Raw genomic sequence first — 26,185 nt, 5'->3', positions numbered from 1 at the left:
GTATGCCTCTAAAACCCACTGTACGGGCGTGCTCGACTGCCGGTTTTCACCAGTGGGTCGTTTTGAAAGCGATACACAGATACACGTGCTTGCACGTGTGCATACACACAACCTTGAACGGATCATCATGTCAGACGGCGATTGGATTTCGATATCGGAAGCCGCGCAACGGCTGACTGAAATGGGTGATCTTGTCGAACGCTCAACGCTGTCCCGCTACATCAAGCAGCATGGCGAAGCGATAGAAATCCGCGAGGAAGGCAAGGCGCGTCTGGTCGAGTTCAACACTCTTGTTGCTCACCGTGGTGAGAATATTCGTATCCGCGCGACTCCTCCCACGGCGCGGACGCCTGCGGCGCAGGGCACATATCGCCCTGCGCCGCGATTTAGCGGGAGCCAGTCTGACGGTGCCGCACGAAAAGCGCAGGCCGATGCTGAATTGCGCGAGATGGATCTCGCCGAACGTCGCAAGACGTTGACCAAAGTGTCCGAGGTTGATCGGGCGGGTCGAGATGCTGTCGCCCTCATGCAGAGCGCTTTCGAACGTGCTTTGGAAACCGAAGCCGCGAATGCGTCAGTAAAATACGGATTTGATGAACGGTCTGCGCGTATCGTGCTCAAGGCATTCATGCGTAAAGGTCTGGATGTATTCAATCAAACAATTCTCGGAAGGATCGATGCCATGCGTCAGCGTGACGAGGCAGACCTTACCGATGAAGTGAAAGAGGAACTAGAACTTCCATGAACGCCCCTGATCCACTCGCGCAATTTGCAGAATTGCCGCGTGGTGAATTGGTGTTGTTACGGGGGCTTGAAGCTGCCAGCCGCCCGATTGAAAACTTGTCCATATCGGAACATGCTGACCGATACCGTAAAGTATCATCAGAATCGGGTTCCCCATGGCCGGGGGATTTCCGTACCGACCGTGTTCCCTATCTCAAAGAACCACAGGATTGTCTGCACCCCGACCATCCGGCACGTCGCTGCACGGCACGTTGGGCGGCGCAGCTAGGAAAATCGACGGCAATCGAGAACTGGTTTTGCTTTATCGTCGATCAGGCTCCCGGTTCGATGATGATCGTTCTTCCAACATTGGAAGAAGCGACCAAGTTCAATCGCATCAAGCTGCACCCGACGATTGAGGCAACGCCGCGCATTAAGCACAAGGTGCTTCCTGTCAACAGTCGTGACGAGCAAGGCTCAACCACGGCGTTCAAGCGTTTCGCCGGTGGCTTTTGCCAGATCGTGAATGCAGGTTCATCCAAGGGCTTGCAGATGGTCTCCATCAAGTATCTCGCGATGGATGAGATCACAGGCTATCTGAGTGATGTTGACGGGCGCGGTAGCCCACGCGATCAGGCTCGTGCCCGCCAAAAAATGCACGGGGACATGGCCAAGGAGTGGCAAGGTTCTACACCAGGCATTGCTGGTAGCTGTGCTATTTCTGAAGACTTTGATGCTGGCGATCAGCGCTATTATTATTTGCCATGCCCGCATTGTCGAACATATCAGGCACTCGAATTCGACAATATGTTGGCTGCAGATGCTGACAACGGATTGCCCGTTCATTTCCGCTGCATATCCTGCAACGAGGTTATCATTGATGGCCATAAGCATGAAATGCTGCCACAGGGAAAATGGATTGCGCGGCGTGTTCGCGAAGGTGAACCCGCCGTGCCTCTGGCAATCCCAGAGGATCAGATCGCGTTCTGGTACTGCGCCCCATGTGAGGGTCGTTGCAGAGAATGGCAACCATCGTGGCATTTGTGGGCAGGTTATGCCCCGCGTGAACGATGGGCCGATATATGGACGCGTTGGACGGATGCGCAAGGCAACATCACTAAGATGCGCACCTTCTTTCAGCAGGATTTGGCGTTGCCATATGATCCTGCCGGCATCGCAGTCGAGCATGAGAAAATTGTTGATGCGGTTCGCAAAGAACTGCTGCCATCACGGGTTATTCCGTCATGGGCTGGACTTGTAGTTTCTGCCGCAGACGTTCAGGGCTACGGTATTAAATGGATGGTTCTCGCTCTTGGTCCTAATGGTCAATACCAAGTCATTGACCGGGAGGTATTCGAGGGGGCGCCAGATCAGAGCGATGAACCGTGGATTGCTCTCGCAAATGCCTTCGAGCGGGAATATTCGACTGCAGGTGGTGGGACAAAAGGTATAGACCTGTCTGGCGTCGACTCCGGCTTTGCAACCGACCGCGTATATCGCTTCTGCGCCCCCCGCCCAAACGTTTATGCGCTGGATGGACGAGCGCCGCAGGGCCTGCCTTGGCTTGGAACGCCAGTCAAACGTGACATCAAGGATAAGAACCGCCGCATCATTGCGAAGGTACTTCTGTATCCTGTCGGCCTTTACGATGTGAAAACCGCAGTTGTCGGAGCCTTAGCCAATCTGGTGCTGGGTGCCGATGAAAGCGGGCAATGGTCGCGGAATACGCTGCATATCGGCAATGACCTTTGCGACGAAGACTTCGCTAAAGAACTGACTGCCGAAAGCCTTGTCGATCCTGACGAAGAGGTATTGTCCAAGCCTTCACGCGGCAAACGAAAGCTGATCCCGTCAAAGGCGGGGCGCATCTGGAAAAAGATCGCGGGGCGCAAAAACGACTGGTTTGACACCACCGTTTACGCCTTCGCGCTCGGCTGGCACCTGGAACGCAAACTGCGCCTGACCGCCGTGCGGTGGGCTGACCTGCTGGTCAAGGTTCATGGCGTGCCAGCCGAGGAAGATTTGTTCGGCCATGCCGATACAAATGTTTTCGACAAACCACAGAAACCCAAAAAGCAACGGGACAAAGCAACCCGTCGCGAGAAATGGAACAACCGATGAATCTGGTAGAACGTATCAAGGGGCTGGGTCGCGCCCTGCGCTCTGGCACGGCTCTATCTGTCTCATCAATGCGCCCTGTCGCTCGCATGTTGCGAGACACAAAGTCTGGCGCTCTCGCTTCTCGTCAGGTTTCCATTGTTGATAGCCGGGATGAGATTCGGCGCAGCTGGTCTCGCGTTGCGGCCTATGCATTGGATTTCATTCAGAACTCAGGCAAGCTCAAAGGTGCGAGTGATCAGGTCATAGCCGATACGGTTGGCGTTGAACTGATCTTGCAGCCCCAACCTGATCTTACGGAGTTCGGGTATTCTCGCGAAGAAACCGCCGAACTGGTCGCACTGATCAAGAAGCGCTGGAAAAAATGGGCCTGGAATCCAGCCGAGTGTGATGCACGTGGTAAGTTTACCGTGCCGCAGATGGTGGATATTGGTCTGCGCTGGAACATGGCATTCGGTGAAATTACCGGAATGATGACTTATATGAGTCGCGCCGAGCGCCGTAAATATGGGATCACCTCTGGTCTTAAAGTCTGCATGATCCCGCCGAACAAGTTGGTGCAGGATACCAACGAAACAGAAAACCTGTTTCAGGGTGTCTATCACGATGAAAACGGACGGCCTATCGCCTACTTGTTCGAGGAAAAGGAGCGCCGCTTCAGCAAAAAGGTCCGTTATCCAGCAAAAGACGCCGAAGGGCGGCCCATTGTTCTGCACATTTTCGACCCTGTTGATGCGACCGATGTTCGAGGAATTTCTGTCCTTGCATCGGCGCTACGTAAACATGCGCAGAAAGAAACGCTGGACGAAGCCACCCTGCAGACTGCTATTCTGCAAACAATCTTCGCTGCTATTCTGACGAGTGATGCACCGTCACGCGAAGCTTTCGAGGCAATTGAGGCCATAGACGATGAAGAACTGAAAGCAGAGTTGCGCGAGGATTTCGCTGACTACTTTCAGGCAAAGATGGAAGGAGCCAAAAAATCTTCCATTAACATCAACGGCACGCCGACAGTTTCGCATCTCGGTCCGGATGAAGATCTGCAGTTTCGAACGGCCACGACACCGGGGGGGAGCTATCTTCCATTCGCCGCCAGTCTTGATCGCGAGACAGCCCGTGCCATCGGCGTTACCTATAGCAGCTATGCAATGGACCACTCGAACGCGACTTATTCCTCCGTTCGTATGGAAACAGCCACAATCTGGCCTATTGTTCTTCGCCGCCGTGAGCGTCTCGCGGCTCCGCTCAAACAGGCGATTTTTGAGAACTGGTTGGATGAGGAAGTCGGCGAAGGACGCATCAAGCTCAAAATCAGCTACGATGTCTTCGCTGCCAATCGAGACAAATTCACGTGGGCACTGTGGTACGGCCCTGCCGCGCCAACTGCTGATGACTATAAAAGTGAACGTGCTGTATCGGAGCGCATTTCTAACGGCACTTCCAGTGTTGCCATGGAATGCGGTGTGAAAGGCATTGATCCTGACGAACTGTTCGATCAGCAGGAGCGAGAACATAATCGTTATGTCAAAGCTGGAATGCGCTCACCCTATGAGCGCCCTTATCAACAACCGCTTCCCGATGATGACCCTGAGCCAGCAAAGAGCGGAAAGAAAGCTGCATGACAAACGTCAGAATCCGCAAAACAGAAGTCAATCTGGATGACCCATGCACCGCCGCGAAAAAGCTTCGCGGGTTGCGCATTCAGATTATTGCCGGTGGCCAGACAGAAGTTGTTCGTTATGGCGATGACGAAGTTCGTTATGGCAAAGCCAATATCAGCGCGCTCGATAAGGAAATTGAGCGCCTAACAGCGGAGTGCCAGAGCATCACCGGCGGCACACGCCGCCGTTTCGCGAAGCGCATACGCTTCTGCTGACCTAACAGGAGATTCCACAATGCCCGTTCTTCAAGACGGCGAACTCGTGCTCTACGGGTTCGTCGGCGATAACTTTTGGGATGAAGGCTTTACGGCGCAGGATGTCCTCGCGGCACTTGCCGAAGTTGGACGCGACACTGACATCACCGTCCGCATCAATTCGGCAGGCGGTTACGTCTATGACGGTGTAGCTATCTACAACGCACTCGTCGGACATAAAGGCAAGGTCACTGTCGTTGTCGATGCCTTCGCCGGTTCGGCTGCGTCCGTCATCGCCATGGCCGGCGAAGAACGCATTATGCGAACCGGCTCTATGATGATGATCCACGATCCGGCCTCGGTCACTTACGGCAACGCCGATGACCACGAAGCCGCCGTAGGCTTTCTCAACAAGCTGGGCGACCTGATGGCGGACATTTACGCCGAGCGCACGGGTGAGGATACAGAAACCATCCGCGCCGATATGCGCAAGGAAATCTGGCTTACAGGCGAGGAGGCTGTCGCCCGAGGCTTTGCGACAGAGACAGAGAAGCTCAAAGCTGTCGCGTATTCCGCTTTTGATTACCGCATTTATGCCAACGCTCCAGCCCGTCTGAAGCGAATGGCAAAGACGAATTCATGGTCACTCGACCGTGAGATGACCGCGTCTGCACCCGCCGGCGCGCCAACCAGTCAGGAGGAAGACGATATGACTGAAAAGCCACAGGCGGGCCCAGCACCCGCCGATATCGCCACTGCAACCGCCAATGCCGAGAAGGCAACCAAGGAGCGGATCAAGGCGATCATGACCAGCCCCGAAGCAGCGGGGCGTGAACAGCTTGCAGGCCATTTTGCCTACGACACCACCATGTCAGCAGAAGATGCCATCACGGCATTGACGGTCGCTCCAAAGGCGGAAGCCGGAGGCCAGCCCGAACCTGACCCGGCTCAGGATTATGAGCAGCGTCGCATGTTGGCTTCGGGCCAGTCGCAACCGCAGCCTCCGCGCAAGCAGGGAACGCCGACTGCCAAGATCAACACCGGCGAGATTTACGCCTCCCGCCGTCAAGCGGCCAAGTAGGAGAATCCACCCATGGAAAACAAGGTTATGGGTCCGCGCCCGCTCGAATTCATTCTGCATGAAGGCGACGGTCATATCTCGCGCGATGTCGCGAAAATCCCGGCTGGCACTGGCAAGCTGAAGCCCGGCACCGTTCTCGGTGAGCTGACTGCCACGAAGGGCAGCTTCATCCCCTCTCCCGCCGCCGAAGTTGCTGGGAAGGAAGGGGCTGAAACAGCAAAGGCTATCCTTTGCTATGCCGTTGACGCCACCGACAACGATGAAGAAGCCGTCATCATCAATGTGCACGCCGAGGTGAAAACTTCGCTGCTGGTGTTCGACGCTTCAGTCAACGACGCTGCCAAGCAGGCGGCAAAACTCGAACAGTTGCGCGCCGTTCATATCAAGGCCCGCTAAGGAGATTCCCACATGCCAGGACTTGATATTTTCAACGATGACGCGTTTTCGGTGCAGACGCTGACCGCAACCGTCAACAATCAACCTTACCGCCCCGGTCAGATCGGCGCTTCCGGTATGTTCGAAGAAGATGGCGTCACCACAACGATTGTTTCGGTCGAGGAACGCGACGGCTCGCTAAGCCTTGTTGAACCGACTGAACGCGGCGGACCGGGTGAAACTGCTACCGGCGAGGACCGCAATCTGATCCCGTTTAATGTGGACCATTACGAGCGGAACGACTCTGTTAAAGCAGACGAAGTTCAAAACGTCCGCGCGTTCGGTACTGAAAGCGACGTCGAACAGGTAACTGATCGCGTCATGAGTAAAGTCGACAGGCACTTGCTCGACCTCGACATGACGCTTGAACATCAGCGTGTCGGTGCGATCAAGGGCATCGTGACCTCAAAATCGGGACGCGTGCTGCACAATCTTTATAACCGGTTCGGCATAGCCGTCCCGGCTCCAGTGTCGCTTGATTTGAATAACGACGCCGCCAAGGTCGATGAGATTTTGGAAAAGGAAGTTGCTTGGTCCATCGAAGATGACCTTGACGGCTTCTATGACCATTTTCATGTTTGGACCGGGCGCAATCTCCACCTCAAGCTTTGGGGGCATAAGCGCGTTAGAGAAACTTTCCTCGCTACCAATGGTGCTGGGCAGCTTCGCGAAGCGATCCCCGACAAGTTCACAATCGGCAAATTCGTTTTCGAGCGTTACAAAACGGGTTCGCGTGCGACAGCCAATAATAAGGCAGCTTATATCGACCATGACGAGGGTCGCGTTACTCCAATTGGAGCGCCTGGCCTCTTTATCACTCGTTTTGCTCCGGCTGATTACATGGAGACGGTCAATACCAAGGGTCTGCCGCGCTACATGAAACAGATTCCAATGCGCAACGACAAAGGTGTCGATATCGAAGTGCAATCGAATCCGATCTCGCTGTGCACCAAGCCCGGCGCTCTGCGCAAGATCACCCTCTAACCAGCACAATTTACACAGGCCCGCGCCAATTGAAGCGGGCCGAAGTGTTCATGAGGAACCCTCTATGTCAAAGAAATCGACTATTGTCGTTGCGTTCCCGCACGGCGGTATTATTCCCGCACGGGTTCTGGACGAGGACAAGAATATCTCCGTTCTCCCCCATGAGCCTATCGAGGTGCCGAAGGTTTATGGAGACCATCTGATTTCCGACCGCATCGCCTATGATTTTGTCGAGGCAGAGAAGCGGAAGAAGGCAGACGCCGAATCGGCGGCAAAGGATGCCAAAACCACGCGTGCGGATGCGGAAGCGTTGGAAGCGTTCAATGAGCAAATCACCCAGCTCGCCTCCGAGAACGAAAAGCTGACTGCCGATCTGGATGAAGCCGACAAGAAGATTTCCGCGCTGGAATCGGACAAGGTCAAGCTATCTGGCGAGATTGGCTCGCTGCAGGGAGACCTGAAGGACGCCAACAAGTTACTTGCCGACGAACGCGAGAAACTTGGCAAGGAACTGGAAGCGGAACGCAAGAACGTTGCAACGCTCACCGAACAATTGGCCGAAACAACGAAGCCACCAGTCCAGCAGCAGGAAACGCTGAAAATCGATGGTGACGGAAAGTCAAAATGAATTCTTCACGTTTTGATGAACACCGGGCTGCACTCTATGAAGCGGTAGATGCGGAATTCGCAGAGTCGCTTCGCATTTTTCCACTTAAGCACGGCCAAACAATCTCAGGCCAGTTTCCGTTTGAAATTGAGGCCGTTCTCCGTACCGAGGATCGCACATCTTTACAGCCCGATGGTGGGAACAATAGCGATTGGAATATCAAACTTGCCGCTGGCAAGGCGGCAATCGCAATTGACCGCTCAAGATATCCGGATATCGAACTGCATAAGGGTTATCGTGTGTGTGCTATCGCTCGGCCCGATACTCCATTCTTCGAAGTGCAGTTTGTAGACCCGCGTTCTCATCGTCGCCTTTATGCCGCTCTCGGTGAATTTACAGCCGGGAAAACAGGGAATGTCTGATTATGAGCCTTGCCCGTATCGCGTTACGTGCTGCCGGCGTCGAAGCTCTCAAAGGCCGAACTCGCGCGCAGAATAATGTTCTTGATAGCGAAATAGGTATCATCGACAACGATGGAACCGGAAAGATCGGTATCGAATCCGACAGTTATTTTATTGCCGTTTATACTGATGCAGGTAAAGCACAAGTCGGAGACAACGAACTTCGTGCTTTGCTATTAAATGGCCGAACAGAACTTTTGTTTGAAACAGGGGTTACTGCCAAGATGCTCGTTACCAGCCCCCAAGATGGGACGGCTGAGATGCCCGAAATAGGTATCCCGGACACAGATGGCAATTTTGAATTTACTCTTGATCTGATTTCGCGGGAAATCGCGCAGGCTTTGACTGACCCTAACAATGATTGGGGACAGATTTTTCTAAGCTTCATCTACCGAACCGTCTCTCTTGAACGTGGGCGGATCGGGAATGTCAGCGAAGGTGTACGCCTTGCCGCGCACCAGACAAAAATTACTGTCGACCTGATTGATGATCCCGAACCGCAGCGAGCGCTAGATCCCGACGCACCGTTTGCCCGGTTTATCACCATGGCAAAAGCCAGCAACGATAAGAGCCTGCAGAAAAAGGCAACCTTTATCGAAGCGATAATCACTGGCGAACGTGAGCCGTGGGAACGGTTGCAGCAGGTTCACGGTCTGACAGCGCAGGAATTACTTGCGCTTGGTTTGGGACCACTATCTTCGGACGTGAACCGTGAAACGCCTGCATGGTCGAGCAGTACGATAAGTTTTGAGGGGATTTCACCGACACTCGAGGTGCCATAATGATCCGCGATCTTCTTGGCATGAAAATCGACATAGAAATGCTGAAAAACGCTTTCGGCAAATCTCTCAAAGTCGGCCCTGTTGCGGCTATTGACGCCCAAAAAGGGTATCGTATCAAATTCGGAGAAGATGAAAACGGCCAGCCGTTTCTATCACCTTGGTATCCGCACCCGGAATCGGGCGGAAACTCCAGTACCTGGATGCCTCTTTCTTTGGGACAGACAGTCGGAATGATCAATCCCAATGGCGACCCACGACAAGGATTGCTTATCCGGGGTGGATTTTCGGACAGCAACCAACCGCCAAGCAGTGACTTACTGGCCAATGTGTTCAAGGCATTCGGCATCACTGCCACTGTCAAAGATGGTGTTGTGACTATCGATGGTGATTTTGTCGTCAATGGCAACGTCGACTTCAAGGGTGGGCATGTCCGACACAACGAAGTCGATATCGGCGACACCCATGTTCATGGGGGCGTAGAGCGCGGCAGGCAAGACACCGACCCTCCATCAAATTAAGGGTAGAGAAATGACCACGAAATCCTATCGCGTCCGTCCGGGCGTTGAGTGGGTGAACGGCGCACGTGTGCCTGCAACTCGTAAAGTAAACCTATCTGATGCAGAGGCCCGCTTTGATCTCGATCTTGGGCGGATAGAGCCATCCGGCGCAAAGCCACGCGCAAGTGATGGCGAAGGCAGCCAAGATGGTAGGAATTAGTCGCCACACAGGATTGCCGATCGGTAATCTGGAATCTGCGTATCAGGGTGTTGAAGTGATACTAATGAGGCGCATCGGCTCTTTGATTATGCGCCGCGAGTTTGGTGCCGGCGTCGTCGAATTACTTGGTCGCAAGATGACGCCTAACCTGTTCGCCGCTTTCCAGTCTCTGATTGCAACAGCGATAGACCTCTGGGAGCCAAGGTTTCAGGTCCGGCGTGTCATTGTGACAGGCAGCGTCGACGAAATCAGGGCCGGACGCGCAGGTTTTCAAATTCTCGCTGACTTTCGACCGCGCGGACATCTTGGGGATACGACTGTTGAACGGGTCGTTTCATTTGGACTTTCGATATCTTCGGGAAAGGTAGTGGTGAAACCGATATGAGCACAATCGCTTTCGATTTTTCCAGCCTGCCGCCGCCCGAAGTTATCAAGACATTCTATTACGAAACGATCCTTGCAGAGCGCATGGACGATTTGCGCCAGCGTTTCGTTGCTGCAGGTATCGACTACAATGTCGGGCATCTGGAAACGGATATCCTCAAGACCGTTCACCTTGCAGATTCATATCGTGAAGTCGGGCTGCGCGCAGCGATCAATGATGCAGCCAAGGCCAATCTGCTTGCCTTTGCCTTGCGAAGTGATCTCGACCATCTCGGCGCGTTTTATGATGTTTACAGACTTGACGGAGAAACAGACGAAGCTTTCCGGTCGCGTCTTATCATCGAAATTAAGGGCCGATCTCCGGGTGGTAGCGCCTATTGGTATGAAGCCGCTGCACGGCGTGCCGATGTCAGAATCCGCAGTGTAAAAGTCTATCGCGAGGCATTCTGGCCCATCATCCATATAGCGGTTCTTTCGCGCGAAAATGGCGGCATCCCAGATCAGGCCATGATTGACGCGGTAACAGCCGAAGTCATGAGCGAGCATGTGCGGCTGCTGAATGACACCTTGATCATAGAACCAGCCGTAGCAACTGGCACTGATGTAGAAGCCGATATCTGGCTGCTGCCTGACGCTGCCTTTGGTATTCTTGATGCACTTCCTGACGTGTTACGCCAAGCATGGCTTATAGAATCCGAAATCGGATTTGACCTCGAACCCTCATGGATAGAATCACGACTTCACGTTTCCGGCGTGAAGCGTGTCGATATTCTGTCCCCCACCAAATCCGAGATTGCACCTCCCGGTGTGGCCATTTCGCTCGGCACAATCAAACTCAATTATAGAGGACGGGATTATTGATGGATCGGCAGCATCTCCTCGGCGACGATGCTGCGCCGACACCCTTGGAAAGAGTACTTTCTGAGTCGCTGGATAACCTTCCCGTGCTTCTGCCGGGAGTTGAGGCGCTGCGGGGATTCAAGTTCAATCCCCCCGATTCAGTCGTGCCGTATCTGATTGCAGAATATGGGCTTAATGAAATTGCCGACTTTTTACCCGATCTTCGGTCCACTCTTCGGGAGGGCATCCAGTGGCAACGGCTGATCGGCACGCCAGCAGCGGTGCACAAGGCTCTGCGCTGGATAAACCACGATGGTGATATTGAGGAGTTTCCTGCAACGGCGCGCAAGTGGTGGTGGTTTCAAATCCACCTACCGTTTGAGCCGAGCAATACGCAGTTTCTCCGGCCTATGACGCGCTTAGTAATGTCGTCAAAACCTCTCCGGTCGGAATTCGCGAGAATGACCGCCGGTTGGGACGTGCGAGCTTTTCGCCTGAATGAGCATCGGCTCAACGGTGACGCTGGCCTCAACACTTGGTCGGGCACCCGGAAGGAACCCGGCGGGCCTGTCGTTTCGATCCGCGTCAATCACAGGAAGCAAATTGTTGTTCCGACCGGCGGACGCGTCGTCGTCAAAGATATTCAGAACGTCGAAATGGTTCGAACTGTTCGAGCGAACATTCCGACCAATCAGCTTTCAGCGCGATTTGCCTCACTGGCTGCGGTTCGGGTCGAGTACCGCAACCGCGCAACGGTCGCATTCCAGAATGCGCCGTTTGTTCATCAACCTTTCGGCGCTCCGGTGCCGCGTGTCCAAACAGGATCAGAATAATGGCTGTCTTTACCCAAGACGGGCGCGTCGCATTGGCGAAAGCGCTTTACGATATGACGCTCTTTCTCGCGGTCGGGGAAGGTTTGCCAGAATGGGACGACCAGCCCCGCCCGACAACGCCCGAAGAGCAGTCCGCGCAAGATGCTGTTTGGTCTGTCCTTTCCAATCTGGAAAGCCCGGTCGGTGTTACGCGTACGCGGGATAAGTATTTCGTGGTGCCGGACCCTGACGGCGACATTGTCATGGCTGACGGCGCAAAGTTTTCGCAAAGCGCCGACCCAACCGGCTTTGTATTCCTGCGGTTTCAACTCGATCTCGACGACGCGAGTAGCAACACGTTGCGAGAAACCGGCATGTTTGTCGGAACCAAGTTGGCCGAAAGCGTCCCCGGCGGTCAAATGTTTATCCCTGTCGCTGACGTTGTGGACCTTGGCAAGATGATCGAGGTCGATCGGTTTTCGCCGATCGTTCGCGACGGCTCAATCGGACAGACGTTCACTTTCATCCTGACAATGTGAGGTGCCATGAGCAGCATCATTAAACGCGCCGGTTACGGCGATAGGTTCGATCGCTCTCTCCGCCGTCACGCGATCGCATTTCAAGACGTCGGCAGGGATATGAAGGGCATTTATCTTCAATCCGCCGACTTGAACGAAATGCAGTCGATGAATATCGACCATATGCGCAGGGGCTTTGATTATATCCTGCAAGATGGTCGCGTGATGGATGGGCAAGACCCCGTCGTCGAAATCGAAGACGACAATCATATCCGCGTCCGTCTGCCAGCGTGCCCGATCTATATTGAGGGCATCGTCCACGACGTGCCCGATGCAACCTTTGTTCTTCCTAATAAAGGCGACCTAACTATCGGTGTCCGGAGCATGGAAGTCTTGATAACCGACGTCGTCGACGTGGATTTGAAAGGCTCGATCCCCGGCACCGAAGCTTACATGGAAGAAGGTCCGAGCCGGGTTGAGATAACCGTCCTGTGGGGCCACTCACAGGACGGCGACCCGAAGCCTCTCGTTTCCGTTTATCAGGTGCGCGACGGCGTTATTCTCACGACGTCGACGAACGTTGACTTCTCGGAAATCTACAAGGCAATTGAAGGCTATTCACGCGAGAGCAACGGCTCTTACGTTTACGATGGTTTTCTAATCACAGCACTCGGCCCGAAAGCCAACGGAAAACAGGGCTTCTCTGTTTCCGAAGGAACTGCTTACGTCAACGGTCGACGCATCAGCCGACGTCAGTCGTTGCCATTCGAGGTCGAGGAAAAGCCGGACCTGCGCAATGTCGACGCCGAACCGCATCCATTTACCGAGGCGACCGGCGGCACACAGACTTTCAAGGTATCGAAAGCGCCAATCGATAACGTCCGGCGCGTCACGGTTGAAAAGGAAATCACCGAAAGCGTTCTGCATGGGCCGTTCTCCGGCGCTGTCGATCCTCTCGCGCATCCTTCGGTAACGGCGATCCTCGAAATCAAGCAGGACAGCACCGTTTACACGTCGCCTGCAAGCTGGTTGCTTTCTCAAGGGCAAATCGACTGGTCGCCCTCCGGAGCGGAACCCGCTCCCGGTTCGACCTATACAGTCAAGTATCGGTACAACGAGAATATCCAGCCCGACGAGGTTACGCGCGACACTGTCAAAGTGACGGGGGCGGCCAAGGATACGAACGTTCTGATCGATTATGCCTACAAGCTCCCGCGTATTGATGCCGTTTGCATGGATACGACCGGATCAATGGTCTACGTGACCGGCACATCTGCCGTGTCGCGTCCGCGCCCTCCGATTGTATCGGACAGCATGATCGAGCTTGCACGCATATCGAACGAATGGGGACAAAAGCCATTCGTTGAAAGCACCGGCGTTCGCAACGTGCCCTATAGCGAAATTCAGGACATTCGCACGATGTTGCTCGATTTATACGATCTCGTCGCGCAGGAACGTCTAAAGAATGACGTGTCTGCGCGAGACGTCGGTGCAAAGCGCGGGCTGTTCGTCGATCCGCTTCGCAATGATGCGATGCGTGATCAGGGCATAGCGCAGACGGCAGCGGTATTCGGCGGCAAAATGACGTTGCCGATTTATGCCCGTCTGCATGAGTTCCCAGCCTTTGTGGGTATCCGTCATCTGGAGTTTTCCGAAGTTGCAGTCATTCGCCAGCCACGGCGAAGCAAGGCAATGAAGATCAATCCATATCAGACGTTTACCCCGATGCCAGGGCGCGCAAGCATTGAGCCGTCAACGGACGTTTGGACAGACAAACAGACGGTTTGGACTTCACCGGAAACACAGGCTTTCGAGGCCAATGAAGGCGAGTTCATCAGCGGTATCTCGCTTGAACAAAAGGTCGAGAAAGTCAGCGAGCGCGTCGTCAATGCTGAATTCATCCGGCAGCGCGACGTTAATTTCCGGCTGGAAGGCTTCATCGAAGGTGAAACTTTGATGGTGGTCGAGTTCGATGGCGTTGAAGTCACTCCGATAGTGTCCGGCCCTGCCGATGAAGACGGCGTCATAACAGGGCACTTTACAACACCGCCGAATATCCCGGCTGGTTCCAAGTCGATCTATTTCGAAGGTTCGGTCGGCACGGAAGCGGGTTGCACCTATGTCGGGCGCGGCTCGATCACGGTCGAGGAATACCGTTTAACGTCGTCACTCGAAACGACGACCGAAACGATGCCGCAGCCGGTCGTTAACAACACCGTTATCAACAATGTGACGAACGTCACCAACGTAACGAATGTTGCTGCGAACAACTCGACCCCCATCGTTCGTAGAGAAGGAAGCGACGGCGGTGGCGGTCACGATCCGCTTGCACAGACGTTCACGCTCGCTCAATCGTGGTGCTTGTCGAGCATCCGCTTGATGTGCGCAAAGATCGGCTCTCGAAGCAATTCGATTGCTGTACAGCTTCGGACGGTTGAAGTCGGAATGCCAACGCAAACGGTTCTGGCCGAAGCGTTTGTCCCCGGCACCGATTTGGTGGAAGGAGAAGTCTTTACGGCTCGTTTCAATTTCCCTGTCTTCCTGCAAGGCGGTCGGGAGTTTGCTTTCGTAGCCCTGACAGACGATGCCGAACATTCCTTGTTCGTTGCCGAGATTGGCAAGATCGATCTCGATACGCAGGCGGTTATTTCCGAGCAGCCTTTTACCGTCGGCGTGCTCCTGTCCTCGTCGAACGCTTCGACATGGACGGTTCACAATGAAGCGGACCTTTGGTTTGAAATGATCGGCTGTCGCTTTGATCCCGTTGAAAGGGTTATCCCTATCGGCACATTCAAAGCGAATAAAATGTCCGACGTGATTATTCGCGCCGGTGTTGAATACCCCGATCCTTCGGTCGATGTGTCTATCAGACTGCGCCGACCGAGTGGCGAAACCATCACGACAGCGCCTTCGCAAACGATCCGGTTCGACGAGTATATCCAGAACGAGGATATTCAAGTCGAGGCGATCTTGCGTGGCACGGAACGCGTAACGCCGTTTTTGTTCCCCGATATCCAGATTATCGAGGGCGAACTACAGCCGACCGCGAACTATGCAACTCGCGCAATAGATGCCGCAGATACAAACCGCGTTCTCGTAACTCTGGATGCGCGATTGCCTGCGGGATCATCGGCAACGGTTCAAATCGGAATGCCGGATGATTATCCGAATATCCCGGTCTCCAGTGCCACCCAACTCGGCGACGGCCTTGTCGAGCAAACTTTCATCCGATCCGCCTATCCGGCGGCAAACCTCGACGCGCGAACGCTGATCACGATTACCGGCACGCCTGCGGCGCGGCCGGAAATCTCGGCCGTTCGCATGTTACTTTCAAAGGTGTGATAGATGGCTAACACGGCAAATTATGATTGGCCTTTGCCGTCGCCTAGAGGCAACCAGATGGAGGAGGTCGCAAAAATTGCGACCTCTCTCATCGCGATAGATGCCAAGCTCAAGTCTGCTGAAACGGCGCTTTCGACGCATAAGCATAAGTTTGTGGACTTGCTGGAAAGACCTACCACTCTTGGCGGGTATGGCATTACAGACGGAATGACGGCAACAGAAGTTGCCGCCGCCATTCAGCAAGCCGTAAGCGATCTAGTCAACGGTTCCGGCGCGGCACTCGACACACTTAAGGAACTTGCCGAAGCGCTCGGTAATGATCCGCAGTTTGCAACAACCGTCAGCAATGCGCTTGCACTTCGCATCCGTGTTGATGCCGCACAGTCGTTCTCGCTCGCGCAGAAAACGCAGGGACGTTCGAACCTTGACGCGCTCGGCATTGTCGACAAAGGCAAGGCCGATGGCGTGGCCTCGCTTGATGGTGGCGGTAAGGTGCCCGTAGGGCAATTGCCCGCGATGAATTATCTGCCCCTCGTAGGCGGAACGTTGTCCGGGGCGCTTCAACTGCAAAACTCTGTGAATAAGGTTATTCGGTTTTTGCGCGCGGACGGCACGCGAATGGCGGCGCTTTACGCCCCCAACGATACCGAACTGGGCTTCAATATCCACGTTGACGACGCGACCGGGAATAACACGAAATTTTTCTCTTTCGGGTATGACGGCGTTTTTCGTTCATCGGCGGGCATCGAAGCCGGGGGCGCTCAAATTGCGACAGACGGCAATATCAAGGGAACGCGTTGGGGAACCGGCGGCGTCTGGTTGTTCGATTACTTGAACTCAAGCAATACCCTCTTGGGAGCGTTTGCCTTTCCGCGTCGTGCCGATGGCGGCAAAATGACATTCAATTGGAATGGTCAGACAGGGCAACCGTCTTGGCTTTGGGGCGGAAACGATGGCGGGCAAATGTATGTCTGGAACCCCGCAAACTTCAACGTCAACTGGGCGAACGGCGCGGGTTATGCGGATAGGCTGGGAAGTAACGGCTGGACGCTAGGCGATGTCCAAAATTACATTAACGACCGCGCCTACTGGCGAACCCAAGAGTATTTGCTCGCCGAGAATATTCCCGTAGGTGGCTACACCTTGGCTCGTCCTACCGGAAACGAAACCATTGGAATTGGCGCGGATCGCAACGGAGCCGCGTTGTATTATTCTAATACGGTGGCTGGTTCATCTGGGGGGCAAATTAACTATGGAACTTGGCGCGCGGTTTCCGGTCCGATAACTCAAGGCGCCGCCGGGCTAGTCAAAAGGATCGGTTAAATGAAAGTCATCGACGTTTTGGCCCTCAAATGGCTGGACCCTGATCACACTCTGCTCGGCGGTACGGTCAAAACATCTGACCTCGGCGTGATCCCGATTTGTATTCATGCAAATTATGATACGGAAGTTGGTCGTCAGATTTGGGCGGATGCCGATCTCGGCAAATATGGACCGATCTTCGATTATCAGGAGCCGGAACCGCAACCGGAGCCGGTTCCCGACGAAATCAGCCGCCGCCAGTTCTTCCAGTATCTCGCGGTGCTTGAAATCATCACACGACAGGAATCACTTGCGGCCCTCCAAAGCGGTACGATCCCCGCGCCCCTGCAAGCGATTATTGACCAGCTTCCAACCGATAATGACCAATACGAAGCGCAAATGTTCATTATCGGCGCACAGAACTTCAATTGCCTGCATCCATTAAGCGAGACAGTTCGCCTCTCGCTAGGCTGGTCTGTCGAGCAAAAAGACGACTTCTGGCGAGAAGCCTACAAACTCTAAACAACAACCGCCTTCGGGCGGTTTTTTTGTCTCCAAGCCCAGCCATCGCGCTGGGCTTTTTCTTGCCGAAATCAGCCTGTGGCGAGGCCTACCTTAAAATTCAAAGGAGCTAACCCGATGTCGACACCGACTTTCGGCATGACTTTCACTCGGCCTAATGATGAGCCGTTGCCCGTACTCGGCGCAGATTTTTCGAAAATACTGCTCATTGAAACATCGGACGATGCGTCGGCTACTGAATATCCAGTCGATACGCCCATTCGCATTTCAACAAGCAATAGAGATGCTGTTGAGGCGCTTGGTGCAGGCTATCTTGCCGACGCTGTAAAGGGCATCAATGCACAGCTTACCGGGCTGAACTCCGGTGCTGACGTGACAATCTTTCGTATCAAGGAAGGCGCTGACGTTGCGGCCACGTCTGCCGCAATCGCAGAATGTCTGGGTAGCGTTTCTGAAATTCCTTCTGCAGTAAACTCAACACCTCGCATTATCTGGGCTGGTCGAACGGCATGGCGTCTGGACGCCGATACGGTCAATCCTGTTGTCGCGGCCCTGCCTTCCGCCTGTGAGCGGCTTCTCGCCATCGCCCCCGTCGACGTTGATGACACATCAGCAGCACTTGCGGTATCGGCCCGCGAGACGATGAACTCACAGCGCCTTATGCCGATTGGTGTGGCAGCGCGGGTTTACGAGGGAACCAACATTGTCACTCGGCCAATGGGTCCGCGCGTTGCAGGTCTGTTTGCATCTGTTGACAACCAGCATGGGGGAAAGCCATTCGACCCTATTGCAAACCGGCCAATTCAAGGGCTGGCGGGTCTTTCTCGCAACATTAATTTCTCGCTCTTTGACGGCTCGACTGAAGGCCAGCAGATGCTAGAGGGCAATGTTTCGATTGTTGCGCGAGGGGAAACCGGCGTTGACGGTGCAATTGCTGACGGTGGTTTCGTTTTCATCGGCACTGACAACACCGATACTGGTGAACTTTGGAAGCAAATCCATCAGGTGCGCGGTGCAGATTACCTGACGGTCAAGTTGGCGCAGATTACCCGCCAATTCCTTGGCCCGAAAATCACAGCCGACACGGCGGAAGCATGGCTGAATTCGCAGAAGTTCATGTTGCGAGACCATAAGGTTGATGACGACATTCTGGGCTTCGAGGTGAAATTTATCGCCGACAAAAACAGCCCTGAGCAAATTCGCCTCGGTCACCTCACAGTGAACATTGGCATTGAACCTGCCCCAGCCTTCAAGGTCGCCAACCATGAAGTGCGCCGCTACCGACCTGCGGTTGAAGGCCTTGTCGCTGAAATCATCGCACGGCTGAACGCTACCGCCTGACACTCAATCATTCCATTCTTGAAGGGAACTATCATGCAAACGCTGTATATGATGGTGGCCGTCGACGCACGCCGTGCCGAAGAAGCCGGCACATCCCGTGCCAATACCATTTCCAAACTCACGATCCCCCCGCTCAAATTCTTTACCGCCAACCACAATCCAGGCGGCGGTATCATGAGCGCCGATTTCGCCTTGCCCCGCATTGAGGCACCGGAACCGGCGATGGAAATCAAAGGCTTCGACACAGACGTATTCCGTGACCTTGGCGAGGTGAGCCGGTGGGTTTTCGCGGGAGCCGTCAAGGATAAGAAGACGGGTAAGACTGTGCCATCGCGCGCCATCATCGAAGGGGCCATCGTTGAATGGACGCCTGATGAAGGAAGCCCGGAAGATTTCGTAGGCTGCAATCATGCCTTTAAAGAAGTCACACACTACGAATTTCATCTCAACGGTGAAGAGCTTTTCTACGTCGATTTCTGGGAACGAGTTCTGCGCACCGGCGGCAAGGACATCTTTTCCGACGTTCGTCGCGCGCTTGGCGCATAGGCAATCATCCTTTGTATAGTCAGGAATAATCATGGCCAAGGTAACGACCGTAACCGTCCCACTGGAATATCCCATCACTCACAATGATCAGGAAATTAGAGAGCTGACTTTCCGTCGCATGAAGGCCAAAGACACGCTTGTGGCTGAGGGTGAAGAAAATAAGGCCAAAGCCGGGTTTCTTGTTTTTGCCGCCCTCGCTGAAGTCGATGTGGAAGTGATCGAAGAACTCGACATCGAAGATATCGAAACCATCGGCGAGAAGGTAACCCCCCTTATGGGAAAGTCAGCGAACGCCAAGATGGATACGGAGAAAAAACCGTCGCTTGGCGAGACATCCTGACGGCTGTAGCCCGCCACCTGCATACTCCGATTGACCAGATAGAAGAGTGGGAAGTTGACAAGCTGCTGGATTACTCCAGCAGTCTTGCCCGCGTCGTACGGTCTGAAAATCCACAAAAATAAGAAGATGGTGCCGCAATGGGTGTAGTCACATCGTCACTCGTTATCGAGTTACTCGACCGTTTCTCGCGCCCGTCGCGGGCTATTGAAGGTGCCATGACGCGCCTTCAGAATATACAGGCCAATAATTCGCGGCGTCTGGATGAGATGCGCGGAAGAATGGTCGAAGCCACTGCGGTCGGATACGGACTCTATCGTGCCCTTAAAGCCCCAGCGGAAGCTGCAGCAGAATTTGAAACAAAACTGGAAGATATCGCCCAAAAAATTGAAGCCCCAATTTCTGCGTTGCCTCAACTGGGTAAGGAAATTCGTAAGGTCGCCAGCGATACCACTCAATCAGCTGCTGACATGGCGGATGGTATGGACATTTTAGCTGGCATGGGTGCGAGCCGTGAAGACGCGCTTGGCTTGTTGCCTGATATTGGACGAGCGGCAACCGCTTACAATGCCGAGATCGCCGACTTGTCACAGGCTGGTTATGCGGCACTCGATAATCTGAAGGTGCCGGCCAACCAGTTTGGGAACGCTCTGGATGCCATGGCGCAGGCAGGTAAAGCCGGTGCTTTCGAACTGAAAGACATGGCCAAATATTTCCCCACGCTTGGCGCGGGCTATCAGGCACTTGGTCAAAAGGGTGTACCTGCAGTTGCCGATCTATCCGCCGCATTGCAAATTGTGCGGAAAGGCACAGGCGACAGTGCATCTGCTGCGACCAATCTCTCAAACGTCCTTCAGAAGATCAATGCACCATTGACCCGCAAATCTTTTGCCAAGATGGGCGTTAATCTCGAAAGGGAGATGAAGAAGGCTGCAGAAAAAGGCCTCACTCCAATTGAGGCAATCGCTGAAATCACCAATCGCACTTTGAAGGGAGACCTAGGTAAGCTCGGCGACCTCTTCCAAGATGCTCAGGTGCAGCAGGGTTTACGCCCACTCATTCAGAACATGCAGGAATATCGCCGGATTCGCGAAGAGGCAATGAAGGCGCAAGGTGTCGTTCAGGAGGATTATGATCGACGCCTCAAGACGAGTGCCATTGCTGGCAAGCGATTTCGCATCGCGATGGAGAATATCAGCCTTGCTATTGGTTCGGCCCTCCTCCCAGCTTTAAACGATCTCAGTGATGTGATCGTGCCAATCGTCAATCGCATGGCAGAATTTGCCGAGGCACATCCCGCCCTTACCCGTGCTGTCATTGCGACGACGGCAGCGCTGATCGCTCTTCGAGTGGCTGCAATCGCCACTCAATTCAGCCTGCTTTGGATGAAGGGGGGAATTATTACGGGTGGCATCATTGCATTGAGATCGTTGCGTCTGGTGCTTGCTGGATTGGCTTTTGTTTTCACGCCTGTCACAGCATCCCTACGGGCGCTCCGCACCGCCATGATTGGCTACGCTGCAGCAGCTTCAATTGCCGGGAATGGCACTGCACTTGCCATAATGGGGCGCTCGCTAATTGGATTAATTAATCCCCTTAGGTATGTTTCTACAGCGCTGAGAGCTCTCAAATTCGCTTTGATCGGAACTGGCATCGGAGCGATTGTCGTCGGTATCGCTATGGCCGGTACGTGGATTTACAACAACTGGCAAGGCATCAAGGAACTGCTGGTAGGTGTCGGTGAAGGATTTATGGCTGGGCTTGCTCCGGTCCAACCGATCCTCCAACCTATTGTAGATATGGCAAAGCGCCTATGGGAGAGCATCTCCGGGCTGCTTGGGCCACTTCAGGCTTCTACAGGTGAGTGGCGCTCGTGGGGCGAGACAATTGGTGGTTCGGTTGCAGCAGGCGTGAATGCAGTCGCCTCCGGTATCAGTAGCATAGTCGGCGGTTTCAAATCCGCTTACGAAGGTGCTGTGAAGCTCAAGCAAGCCTTCGACAGCTTGATAGGCAATACAGGCCCTGCATCTTCCAATCCGTGGATTACCGGGGGCTCAGGCGCACCGTCTAATCCTAATGCGCCAACGTGGGCGCAGGGTATTCCTAAATTGTCTGGGGCAAAAGCGGCAGGTGGCTCCGTTGTTGGCGGAAGAACCTATCTGGTCGGCGAGAAAGGCCCTGAGCTTTTCACTGCCAATCGTACCGGCACCATTATTCCCAACGGCGGCAATGCCCGCATGGGTGGGGGTGGAAGTGGCCTTTCTATCGGTGCGCTGCATATCCACGCGGCACCCGGCATGAGTGAAGAATCTTTGATCCAGAAGGCCATAGCGGAACTTCAAAGACGTTTCCGGATGGAGGCTGATGGCATTCACGCCGATCTCGAATATGGGGTGACCTGATGCTTTACATGCTTGGAACGCTGGCTATCGATACCAGACCTTTCAGTATCGATGACATGCAAAGATCGGCTTCAGCTGATATCGCATCTAAGCCACTTATGGGAGCCTTCCCCGGCAAGGAATTTACCGGGGAAGGCGATGACGAAATCACACTTTCCGGGCAGCTTTTACCAACCAAGATTGGCGGATTGGAAGAACTGGAAATTGCCCACGAAATGCGCCGTAGCGGGACCAAGTTTCCGCTGCAACGCGGTGATGGCACGCGGCTCGGATGGTTTGCCATCACCCGCATTTCAGAAAACCACACCAGTCTTACCCGCGAAGGCGTTGGATTTGTCGTCAAGCACACAATTGTCATGACGAAGGTGCAGCCCGATGTCGGGTCTGGACAACAGGTAATTACCGGACTGCTTTCGCTCTTCGGACTATTTTAGGACAACGCTATGCAGTCAATCACCGTCAAGGGCGAAGGTATAACCCTCGACCTGCTGTTATGGCGCGCCTATGGCGTGCGTGGGCGCATCCTTGTTGAGGAGGCGTTGGCCCTGAATACTGATCTCGCCGCTCTCGGCGCGATCATTCCCTTGGGCACTTTGGTGCAACTGCCTGACCTTCCACCTGAAGAAACCGGCCAATCACGCCAAGTCGTTTCCCTTTTTGAATAGGTAATCCATGGGTAGCCAGTGGAAAGTCACCTGGAAAGTTGTTGTCGATGGCAAGGACATGACCAGTGCAATGCGTCCGTATCTCATCGATATCGAGATTACGGACAAGGATGGCAGCGCATCTGATACATGCTCCCTGACATTCGATGATACGAATGGGCAGGTGGAGTTGCCCAAAGACGGCGCTTCCGTCGAAGTGTTTTTGAATGGCGTGTCAAAGTTCAACGGCACACTGGATAGCGCCCGATCTTCTGGCTCGCGTGGAGGTGGCAGAATCCTGCGCGTAACAGCAAAAGGGTTCGATAGCAGAGGCAAGATCAAGCAGCCTCTCTTGTTTCACAAGGACGATGCAACCTTGCAGGAATTTATGGATGATGCCGCCAAACGTGCCGGAATATCATCCATCAAGCTTGATCCGGACTTTGGCAACATTCGTCGCGACTATTGGTCTGCGGATGGGGAAAGCTTTCTGCACCTTGGAGAGAAGCTCGCTCACGAGTTTGGCGGGACCTTTAAGGTTCGGGGCAATCAGGCCATAATGGCCAAGCGCGGCGAAGGCAAAGCCACTACGGGAACAAAGTTACCGACCATCACTGGTATAGTCGGAGAGAATGTCATCTCATGGGATATTGCACCCTTCAAAGGTCGCAGATCATTCACAAAAGCCAAAGTTCGCTATTTCGACCGCAAGGCAGCCGAATTCAAATCCAAGGAAATCGAGTTCAATCTTGATCGCGATTTGCCGGAATCCGCCAACATCGTTCGTGCGACGGTGAGCGATGAAAGCCAGGCCGAAAGTGTGGGCGATGCGCGCAAGCGGGAAGCCGAACGCGAGGGCGGTGAAGGAAGTGTTGAGTTGGACCTAACTGTGGAAGCGCAGGCCGAAGCCAGTTTTATCCTTTCTGGCGCGCGTGCTGGCGTCGACGGTGAATATAGAATCGCCTCAGTCCGCCACAAGGCAGATCGTAGCGGTGGCAGCACGACTTCTTTGGAAGTGAAACAACCCGGTGGGACTGCCGGGAAAGACACCCGAAAAAAACAAAAGAAGAGCAGCAGTAGTAGCGGCGATACCCCCCAGCGCGATCTCGGAGAGTACTAGGCCTTCTATTACCCCCTGAAACCGTAATCACTGTGCCGCCCTCCTGGGTGGCTTTTTAATACCGGAAGCAATCATGAAACTTGTCTCCGATTGGAGGCGGGTGCTTCGCTATGCGTGGAGCATCCGTCTGCTGCTGGCCGCTGCAATTTTGTCCGGCCTTGAAGTCGTGTTGCCCTATCTGGGTGACGCTTTCCCCATCCCAACAGGCGCATTTGCAGCTCTCACCTTCTTCGTGACGGTGTTGGCCTTTGTCATGCGCATCAAATCACAGAAGGTTTTTCGCGATGAGTAAACGTGCAAAGGCAGCTTTGGCGTCCACCCTTGGTCTGGTTGCATTGACCGCAACATATCTAACTGCTCCGTGGGAGGGGATGGAAAACCATGCCTATTACGACAAGCTCGGCAAGGTATGGACAGTGTGCCTGGGGGAAACCAAGGGCGTCAAGAAGGGCGACAGCTACACCGACAAACAGTGTCAGGAAATGCTGATCAAGCGGCTTGAAACAGATTTTCGACAGCCGCTTCGCAAATGTATCCGGACCTTTGATCAGGCTCCTATCAGCGTGCAAGCGTCGATGCTCGATCTCTCATACAACATCGGCACTGGCGCTGCCTGCAAATCGACCGCCGCAAGGCGCATGACTGAAAAGCAATGGCGTATGGCGTGCAACGCCATGACAGCATTCAACCGGGCTGGCGGCAAAGTCGTGGAAGGGCTGCGCAAGCGTCGCGAGCTGGGCGATGCGCAACGCATCGGCGAGCTTGAACTTTGTCTGGCGGGTCTGAAATGAGCCATATCCTCGACGTCATCAAGGTGATGGCAGGTGTTGCAATCGGAATCGTGCTTGCATCGATTTATTACAACGGCGTCCCGGTGTTGAAGGACATTCCTTACATCGGAGCCGCATTTGAGGGGCAGGCGAAGAAAGGGATGGTGCCTGAGTTTCAGGCACTCGCGTTAAAGGCTGAACTCGCTCAGCTCAAATTAATCAGGCGCGCCAATGGCCTCGTTATCGAAGCCTATCAGGTGCAGTTGCGCAACGCTCGTGCAGCTGAAGCCGCACAAGTTGAAAAATCAGAACAGGAGATTGCCGGCTATGAAAAGCGGCTTGCTGATGCGGGGCGGGTTTGTCTGCTTGACCGCGATGACATTGAGTTCCTGCGCAAGTAACAAGCTTTTGCAGGAATCGGCTGAACAAGTGGGACGGGCGCAGGCAGAACGGCAATTGCCTACATATCCGGATGACTGCCGCAAGAAAGAAGACCATGCGCCGCTAATCGATGGGGCGGAAGTTCGATCGGTTCTCAAGCGGGAACGGCAGGCGCTTGATCGACAGAATGCGCGCACAGATCGATGTGCTGATTTTTATGATGGGCTGGCGGAGGTGTGAGGTAATGGGAGATGATATCAAGTGGCTGATCGGACTTGCTACAGGGTTAGGAGGAACATTTACTGTCGCTCTCATTGCCACATTTCGTTCTCTGTCATCTTCAATAAGGGATGGCGACAATCAACTGCATGAACGCGTGAACCGCGTCCGAGACGAATATGTCAGGCGCGTTGATCTGGATGATCATGTGAAGCAATTGCGGGACAGTGTGAGGGAGCTTCGCGACGAAACGCGAGAGGCGTCAAGGGGTACGAATACACGCCTAGATCAGGTTCTCGCTGTGCTTGCTCAGGACAAGAAATAACAAAAGCCCCGCTTAGGCGGGGCTTTTGTCGTTTGAGTATCCGGCTCATTCCATATCGGGAATTTCGCCATATTGGAAAATAATGGCTGGAGGTCCATATTCGCCAATGTCTGGATCGGCTTCTCTGCTCCATGCTACGCCCCCTGCATGTTTGCCTTCCAGCGCAAGCGCTGACTTCATCGCACGGCCTTCTGTTTCAAAGGCTATAGGGTCAAATGCTGGAATCAGTTCACCGTCATCGTTTTTATCAAAAGCCGCAACCACGATTAGTCGAGCAGCTGCCATTCAATTCACTTTCCCTCGGTGTTGAGATCAAGCTCTGCATTCTCTTTCGACGAGTTAGCAGATTTCTTTTTAGAAGCTTTCCCTTTCCCCGCTTTGGGTTCCGGTTGACGGTCGGGTGAGCTTGTAAACTTGATTGCCATGGATCTCTTTATATACCTCTTCAAACAAATGTTCCCAAAATGTTCTCATTTTGAAAAAGAGTCAATCCGCATTCTGCGGTTGTGGAAATCCGCCCTTTACGGGGTGGCTATCGGTGGACAAACACCGAAAAGCGGCGGTTCAAGATTGGCGTCCGAACCCGCCCGGCATGACGGTAGGTCAAATGCCACACC

General features: G+C 54.1%; 32 protein-coding genes. 31 read left to right on the top strand and 1 reads right to left on the bottom strand.

All coding sequences use genetic code 11. The features are described from left to right. The first annotated feature begins 52 nt into the window (after nt 1-52). The 31 genes from C9380_RS19230 to C9380_RS19080 all read left to right on the top strand — a co-directional run bounded on the left by C9380_RS19230 (nt 53) and on the right by C9380_RS19080 (nt 25,568). Nucleotides 53-745 (top strand): hypothetical protein, encoded by a 693-nt coding sequence (locus C9380_RS19230; protein ID WP_247877580.1) that lies wholly within the window; start codon nt 53-55, stop codon nt 743-745. Then, nucleotides 742-2,844: a terminase gpA endonuclease subunit gene (locus C9380_RS19225; protein WP_128094316.1), complete on the top strand. Its 2,103-nt coding sequence runs from the start codon at nt 742-744 to the stop codon at nt 2,842-2,844. The genes C9380_RS19230 and C9380_RS19225 overlap by 4 nt, the downstream gene beginning before the upstream one ends. Then, a complete protein-coding gene (locus C9380_RS19220; protein ID WP_128094315.1) occupies nt 2,841-4,463 on the top strand; it encodes a phage portal protein in 1,623 nt (540 codons plus the stop codon). The genes C9380_RS19225 and C9380_RS19220 overlap by 4 nt, the downstream gene beginning before the upstream one ends. Next, nucleotides 4,460-4,717, top strand: coding sequence for a hypothetical protein (locus tag C9380_RS19215; protein ID WP_128094314.1), 258 nt, complete (start codon nt 4,460-4,462; stop codon nt 4,715-4,717). The genes C9380_RS19220 and C9380_RS19215 overlap by 4 nt, the downstream gene beginning before the upstream one ends. Nucleotides 4,718-4,736: 19 nt before the next feature. Continuing rightward, complete coding sequence (locus C9380_RS19210; RefSeq protein ID WP_128094313.1) at nt 4,737-5,777, top strand: head maturation protease, ClpP-related; 1,041 nt, start codon at nt 4,737-4,739, stop codon at nt 5,775-5,777. A 12-nt stretch (nt 5,778-5,789) separates the two neighbouring features. Then, a complete protein-coding gene (locus C9380_RS19205; RefSeq protein ID WP_128094312.1) occupies nt 5,790-6,173 on the top strand; it encodes a head decoration protein in 384 nt (127 codons plus the stop codon). 12 nt (nt 6,174-6,185) lie between these two features. Then, nucleotides 6,186-7,196 (top strand): major capsid protein, encoded by a 1,011-nt coding sequence (locus C9380_RS19200; RefSeq protein ID WP_128094311.1) that lies wholly within the window; start codon nt 6,186-6,188, stop codon nt 7,194-7,196. Nucleotides 7,197-7,260: 64 nt separating this feature from the next. Beyond that, on the top strand, nt 7,261-7,824 hold the full coding sequence (locus C9380_RS19195) for a hypothetical protein (protein ID WP_128094310.1): 564 nt from the start codon (nt 7,261-7,263) through the stop codon (nt 7,822-7,824). Beyond that, complete coding sequence (locus C9380_RS19190; protein WP_128094309.1) at nt 7,821-8,225, top strand: hypothetical protein; 405 nt, start codon at nt 7,821-7,823, stop codon at nt 8,223-8,225. The genes C9380_RS19195 and C9380_RS19190 overlap by 4 nt, the downstream gene beginning before the upstream one ends. Before the next feature lie 2 nt (nt 8,226-8,227). Further along, nucleotides 8,228-9,046 carry a hypothetical protein gene (locus C9380_RS19185; protein ID WP_128094308.1) on the top strand — a complete coding sequence of 273 codons (819 nt, stop codon included), beginning with the start codon at nt 8,228-8,230 and terminating at the stop codon, nt 9,044-9,046. Then, complete coding sequence (locus tag C9380_RS19180; RefSeq protein ID WP_128094307.1) at nt 9,046-9,564, top strand: phage baseplate assembly protein V; 519 nt, start codon at nt 9,046-9,048, stop codon at nt 9,562-9,564. Before C9380_RS19185 ends, C9380_RS19180 begins: the two co-directional genes overlap by 1 nt. 10 nt (nt 9,565-9,574) lie before the next feature. Then, nucleotides 9,575-9,763: a hypothetical protein gene (locus C9380_RS19175; protein ID WP_128094306.1), complete on the top strand. Its 189-nt coding sequence runs from the start codon at nt 9,575-9,577 to the stop codon at nt 9,761-9,763. Then, entirely contained in the window at nt 9,750-10,148 is a 399-nt protein-coding gene (locus tag C9380_RS19170) for a GPW/gp25 family protein (protein ID WP_128094305.1), read from the top strand. The genes C9380_RS19175 and C9380_RS19170 overlap by 14 nt, the downstream gene beginning before the upstream one ends. Continuing rightward, the gene (locus tag C9380_RS19165; RefSeq protein ID WP_210249760.1) at nt 10,145-11,008 is read left to right on the top strand and encodes a baseplate J/gp47 family protein; all 864 of its coding nucleotides are present in this window, start codon (nt 10,145-10,147) and stop codon (nt 11,006-11,008) included. The genes C9380_RS19170 and C9380_RS19165 overlap by 4 nt, the downstream gene beginning before the upstream one ends. Next, nucleotides 11,008-11,820, top strand: a complete 813-nt coding sequence (locus C9380_RS19160) for a phage tail protein (RefSeq protein WP_247877581.1) — start codon at nt 11,008-11,010, stop codon at nt 11,818-11,820. The genes C9380_RS19165 and C9380_RS19160 overlap by 1 nt, the downstream gene beginning before the upstream one ends. Then, the gene (locus C9380_RS19155) at nt 11,820-12,338 is read left to right on the top strand and encodes a BW3TFN family phage tail fiber component (RefSeq protein WP_128094303.1); all 519 of its coding nucleotides are present in this window, start codon (nt 11,820-11,822) and stop codon (nt 12,336-12,338) included. The genes C9380_RS19160 and C9380_RS19155 overlap by 1 nt, the downstream gene beginning before the upstream one ends. A 6-nt stretch (nt 12,339-12,344) precedes the next feature. Further along, the gene (locus C9380_RS19150) at nt 12,345-15,659 is read left to right on the top strand and encodes a DUF4815 domain-containing protein (protein ID WP_128094302.1); all 3,315 of its coding nucleotides are present in this window, start codon (nt 12,345-12,347) and stop codon (nt 15,657-15,659) included. Nucleotides 15,660-15,662: 3 nt separating this feature from the next. Next, nucleotides 15,663-16,982 (top strand): hypothetical protein, encoded by a 1,320-nt coding sequence (locus C9380_RS27575; protein ID WP_247877582.1) that lies wholly within the window; start codon nt 15,663-15,665, stop codon nt 16,980-16,982. Further along, nucleotides 16,983-17,483 carry a hypothetical protein gene (locus tag C9380_RS19140; protein ID WP_128094301.1) on the top strand — a complete coding sequence of 167 codons (501 nt, stop codon included), beginning with the start codon at nt 16,983-16,985 and terminating at the stop codon, nt 17,481-17,483. It abuts the gene before it with no gap. Between the two features lie 117 nt (nt 17,484-17,600). Further along, on the top strand, nt 17,601-18,824 hold the full coding sequence (locus C9380_RS19135) for a phage tail sheath protein (protein WP_128094300.1): 1,224 nt from the start codon (nt 17,601-17,603) through the stop codon (nt 18,822-18,824). Nucleotides 18,825-18,857: 33 nt separating this feature from the next. After that, nucleotides 18,858-19,370 (top strand): phage major tail tube protein, encoded by a 513-nt coding sequence (locus C9380_RS19130; protein ID WP_128094299.1) that lies wholly within the window; start codon nt 18,858-18,860, stop codon nt 19,368-19,370. Nucleotides 19,371-19,401: 31 nt separating this feature from the next. Continuing rightward, a complete protein-coding gene (locus C9380_RS19125; RefSeq protein WP_128094298.1) occupies nt 19,402-19,710 on the top strand; it encodes a phage tail assembly protein in 309 nt (102 codons plus the stop codon). Nucleotides 19,711-19,847: 137 nt separating this feature from the next. Then, on the top strand, nt 19,848-22,109 hold the full coding sequence (locus C9380_RS19120) for a phage tail tape measure protein (protein WP_247877583.1): 2,262 nt from the start codon (nt 19,848-19,850) through the stop codon (nt 22,107-22,109). Further along, nucleotides 22,109-22,543: a phage tail protein gene (locus C9380_RS19115; RefSeq protein ID WP_128094297.1), complete on the top strand. Its 435-nt coding sequence runs from the start codon at nt 22,109-22,111 to the stop codon at nt 22,541-22,543. Before C9380_RS19120 ends, C9380_RS19115 begins: the two co-directional genes overlap by 1 nt. Nucleotides 22,544-22,552: 9 nt before the next feature. After that, nucleotides 22,553-22,774, top strand: coding sequence for a tail protein X (locus C9380_RS19110; RefSeq protein WP_111786610.1), 222 nt, complete (start codon nt 22,553-22,555; stop codon nt 22,772-22,774). 7 nt (nt 22,775-22,781) lie between these two features. After that, entirely contained in the window at nt 22,782-23,873 is a 1,092-nt protein-coding gene (locus C9380_RS19105; protein ID WP_128094296.1) for a phage late control D family protein, read from the top strand. Nucleotides 23,874-23,946: 73 nt separating this feature from the next. After that, nucleotides 23,947-24,165: a DUF7940 domain-containing protein gene (locus C9380_RS19100; protein WP_128094295.1), complete on the top strand. Its 219-nt coding sequence runs from the start codon at nt 23,947-23,949 to the stop codon at nt 24,163-24,165. Further along, nucleotides 24,158-24,664: a lysozyme gene (locus tag C9380_RS19095; protein ID WP_095447009.1), complete on the top strand. Its 507-nt coding sequence runs from the start codon at nt 24,158-24,160 to the stop codon at nt 24,662-24,664. Before C9380_RS19100 ends, C9380_RS19095 begins: the two co-directional genes overlap by 8 nt. After that, nucleotides 24,661-25,044 carry a hypothetical protein gene (locus tag C9380_RS19090; protein ID WP_128094294.1) on the top strand — a complete coding sequence of 128 codons (384 nt, stop codon included), beginning with the start codon at nt 24,661-24,663 and terminating at the stop codon, nt 25,042-25,044. The genes C9380_RS19095 and C9380_RS19090 overlap by 4 nt, the downstream gene beginning before the upstream one ends. Further along, nucleotides 25,019-25,264 (top strand): hypothetical protein, encoded by a 246-nt coding sequence (locus C9380_RS19085; RefSeq protein WP_353954644.1) that lies wholly within the window; start codon nt 25,019-25,021, stop codon nt 25,262-25,264. Before C9380_RS19090 ends, C9380_RS19085 begins: the two co-directional genes overlap by 26 nt. A 4-nt stretch (nt 25,265-25,268) precedes the next feature. Then, nucleotides 25,269-25,568: a hypothetical protein gene (locus tag C9380_RS19080; protein WP_128094293.1), complete on the top strand. Its 300-nt coding sequence runs from the start codon at nt 25,269-25,271 to the stop codon at nt 25,566-25,568. A gap of 45 nt (nt 25,569-25,613) precedes the next feature. Here C9380_RS19080 and C9380_RS19075 read toward each other — a convergent pair whose 3' ends face one another. Then, a complete protein-coding gene (locus tag C9380_RS19075; protein WP_128094292.1) occupies nt 25,614-25,853 on the bottom strand; it encodes a hypothetical protein in 240 nt (79 codons plus the stop codon). Nucleotides 25,854-26,185: the final 332 nt, after the last annotated feature.

The sequence above is a fragment of the Brucella pituitosa genome, from assembly GCF_003049685.1.
GTDB lineage: Bacteria > Pseudomonadota > Alphaproteobacteria > Rhizobiales > Rhizobiaceae > Brucella > Brucella pituitosa.
The sequence above is the reverse complement of the archived record's forward strand: the minus strand, read 5'-3'. Positions and strand labels throughout refer to the sequence as shown.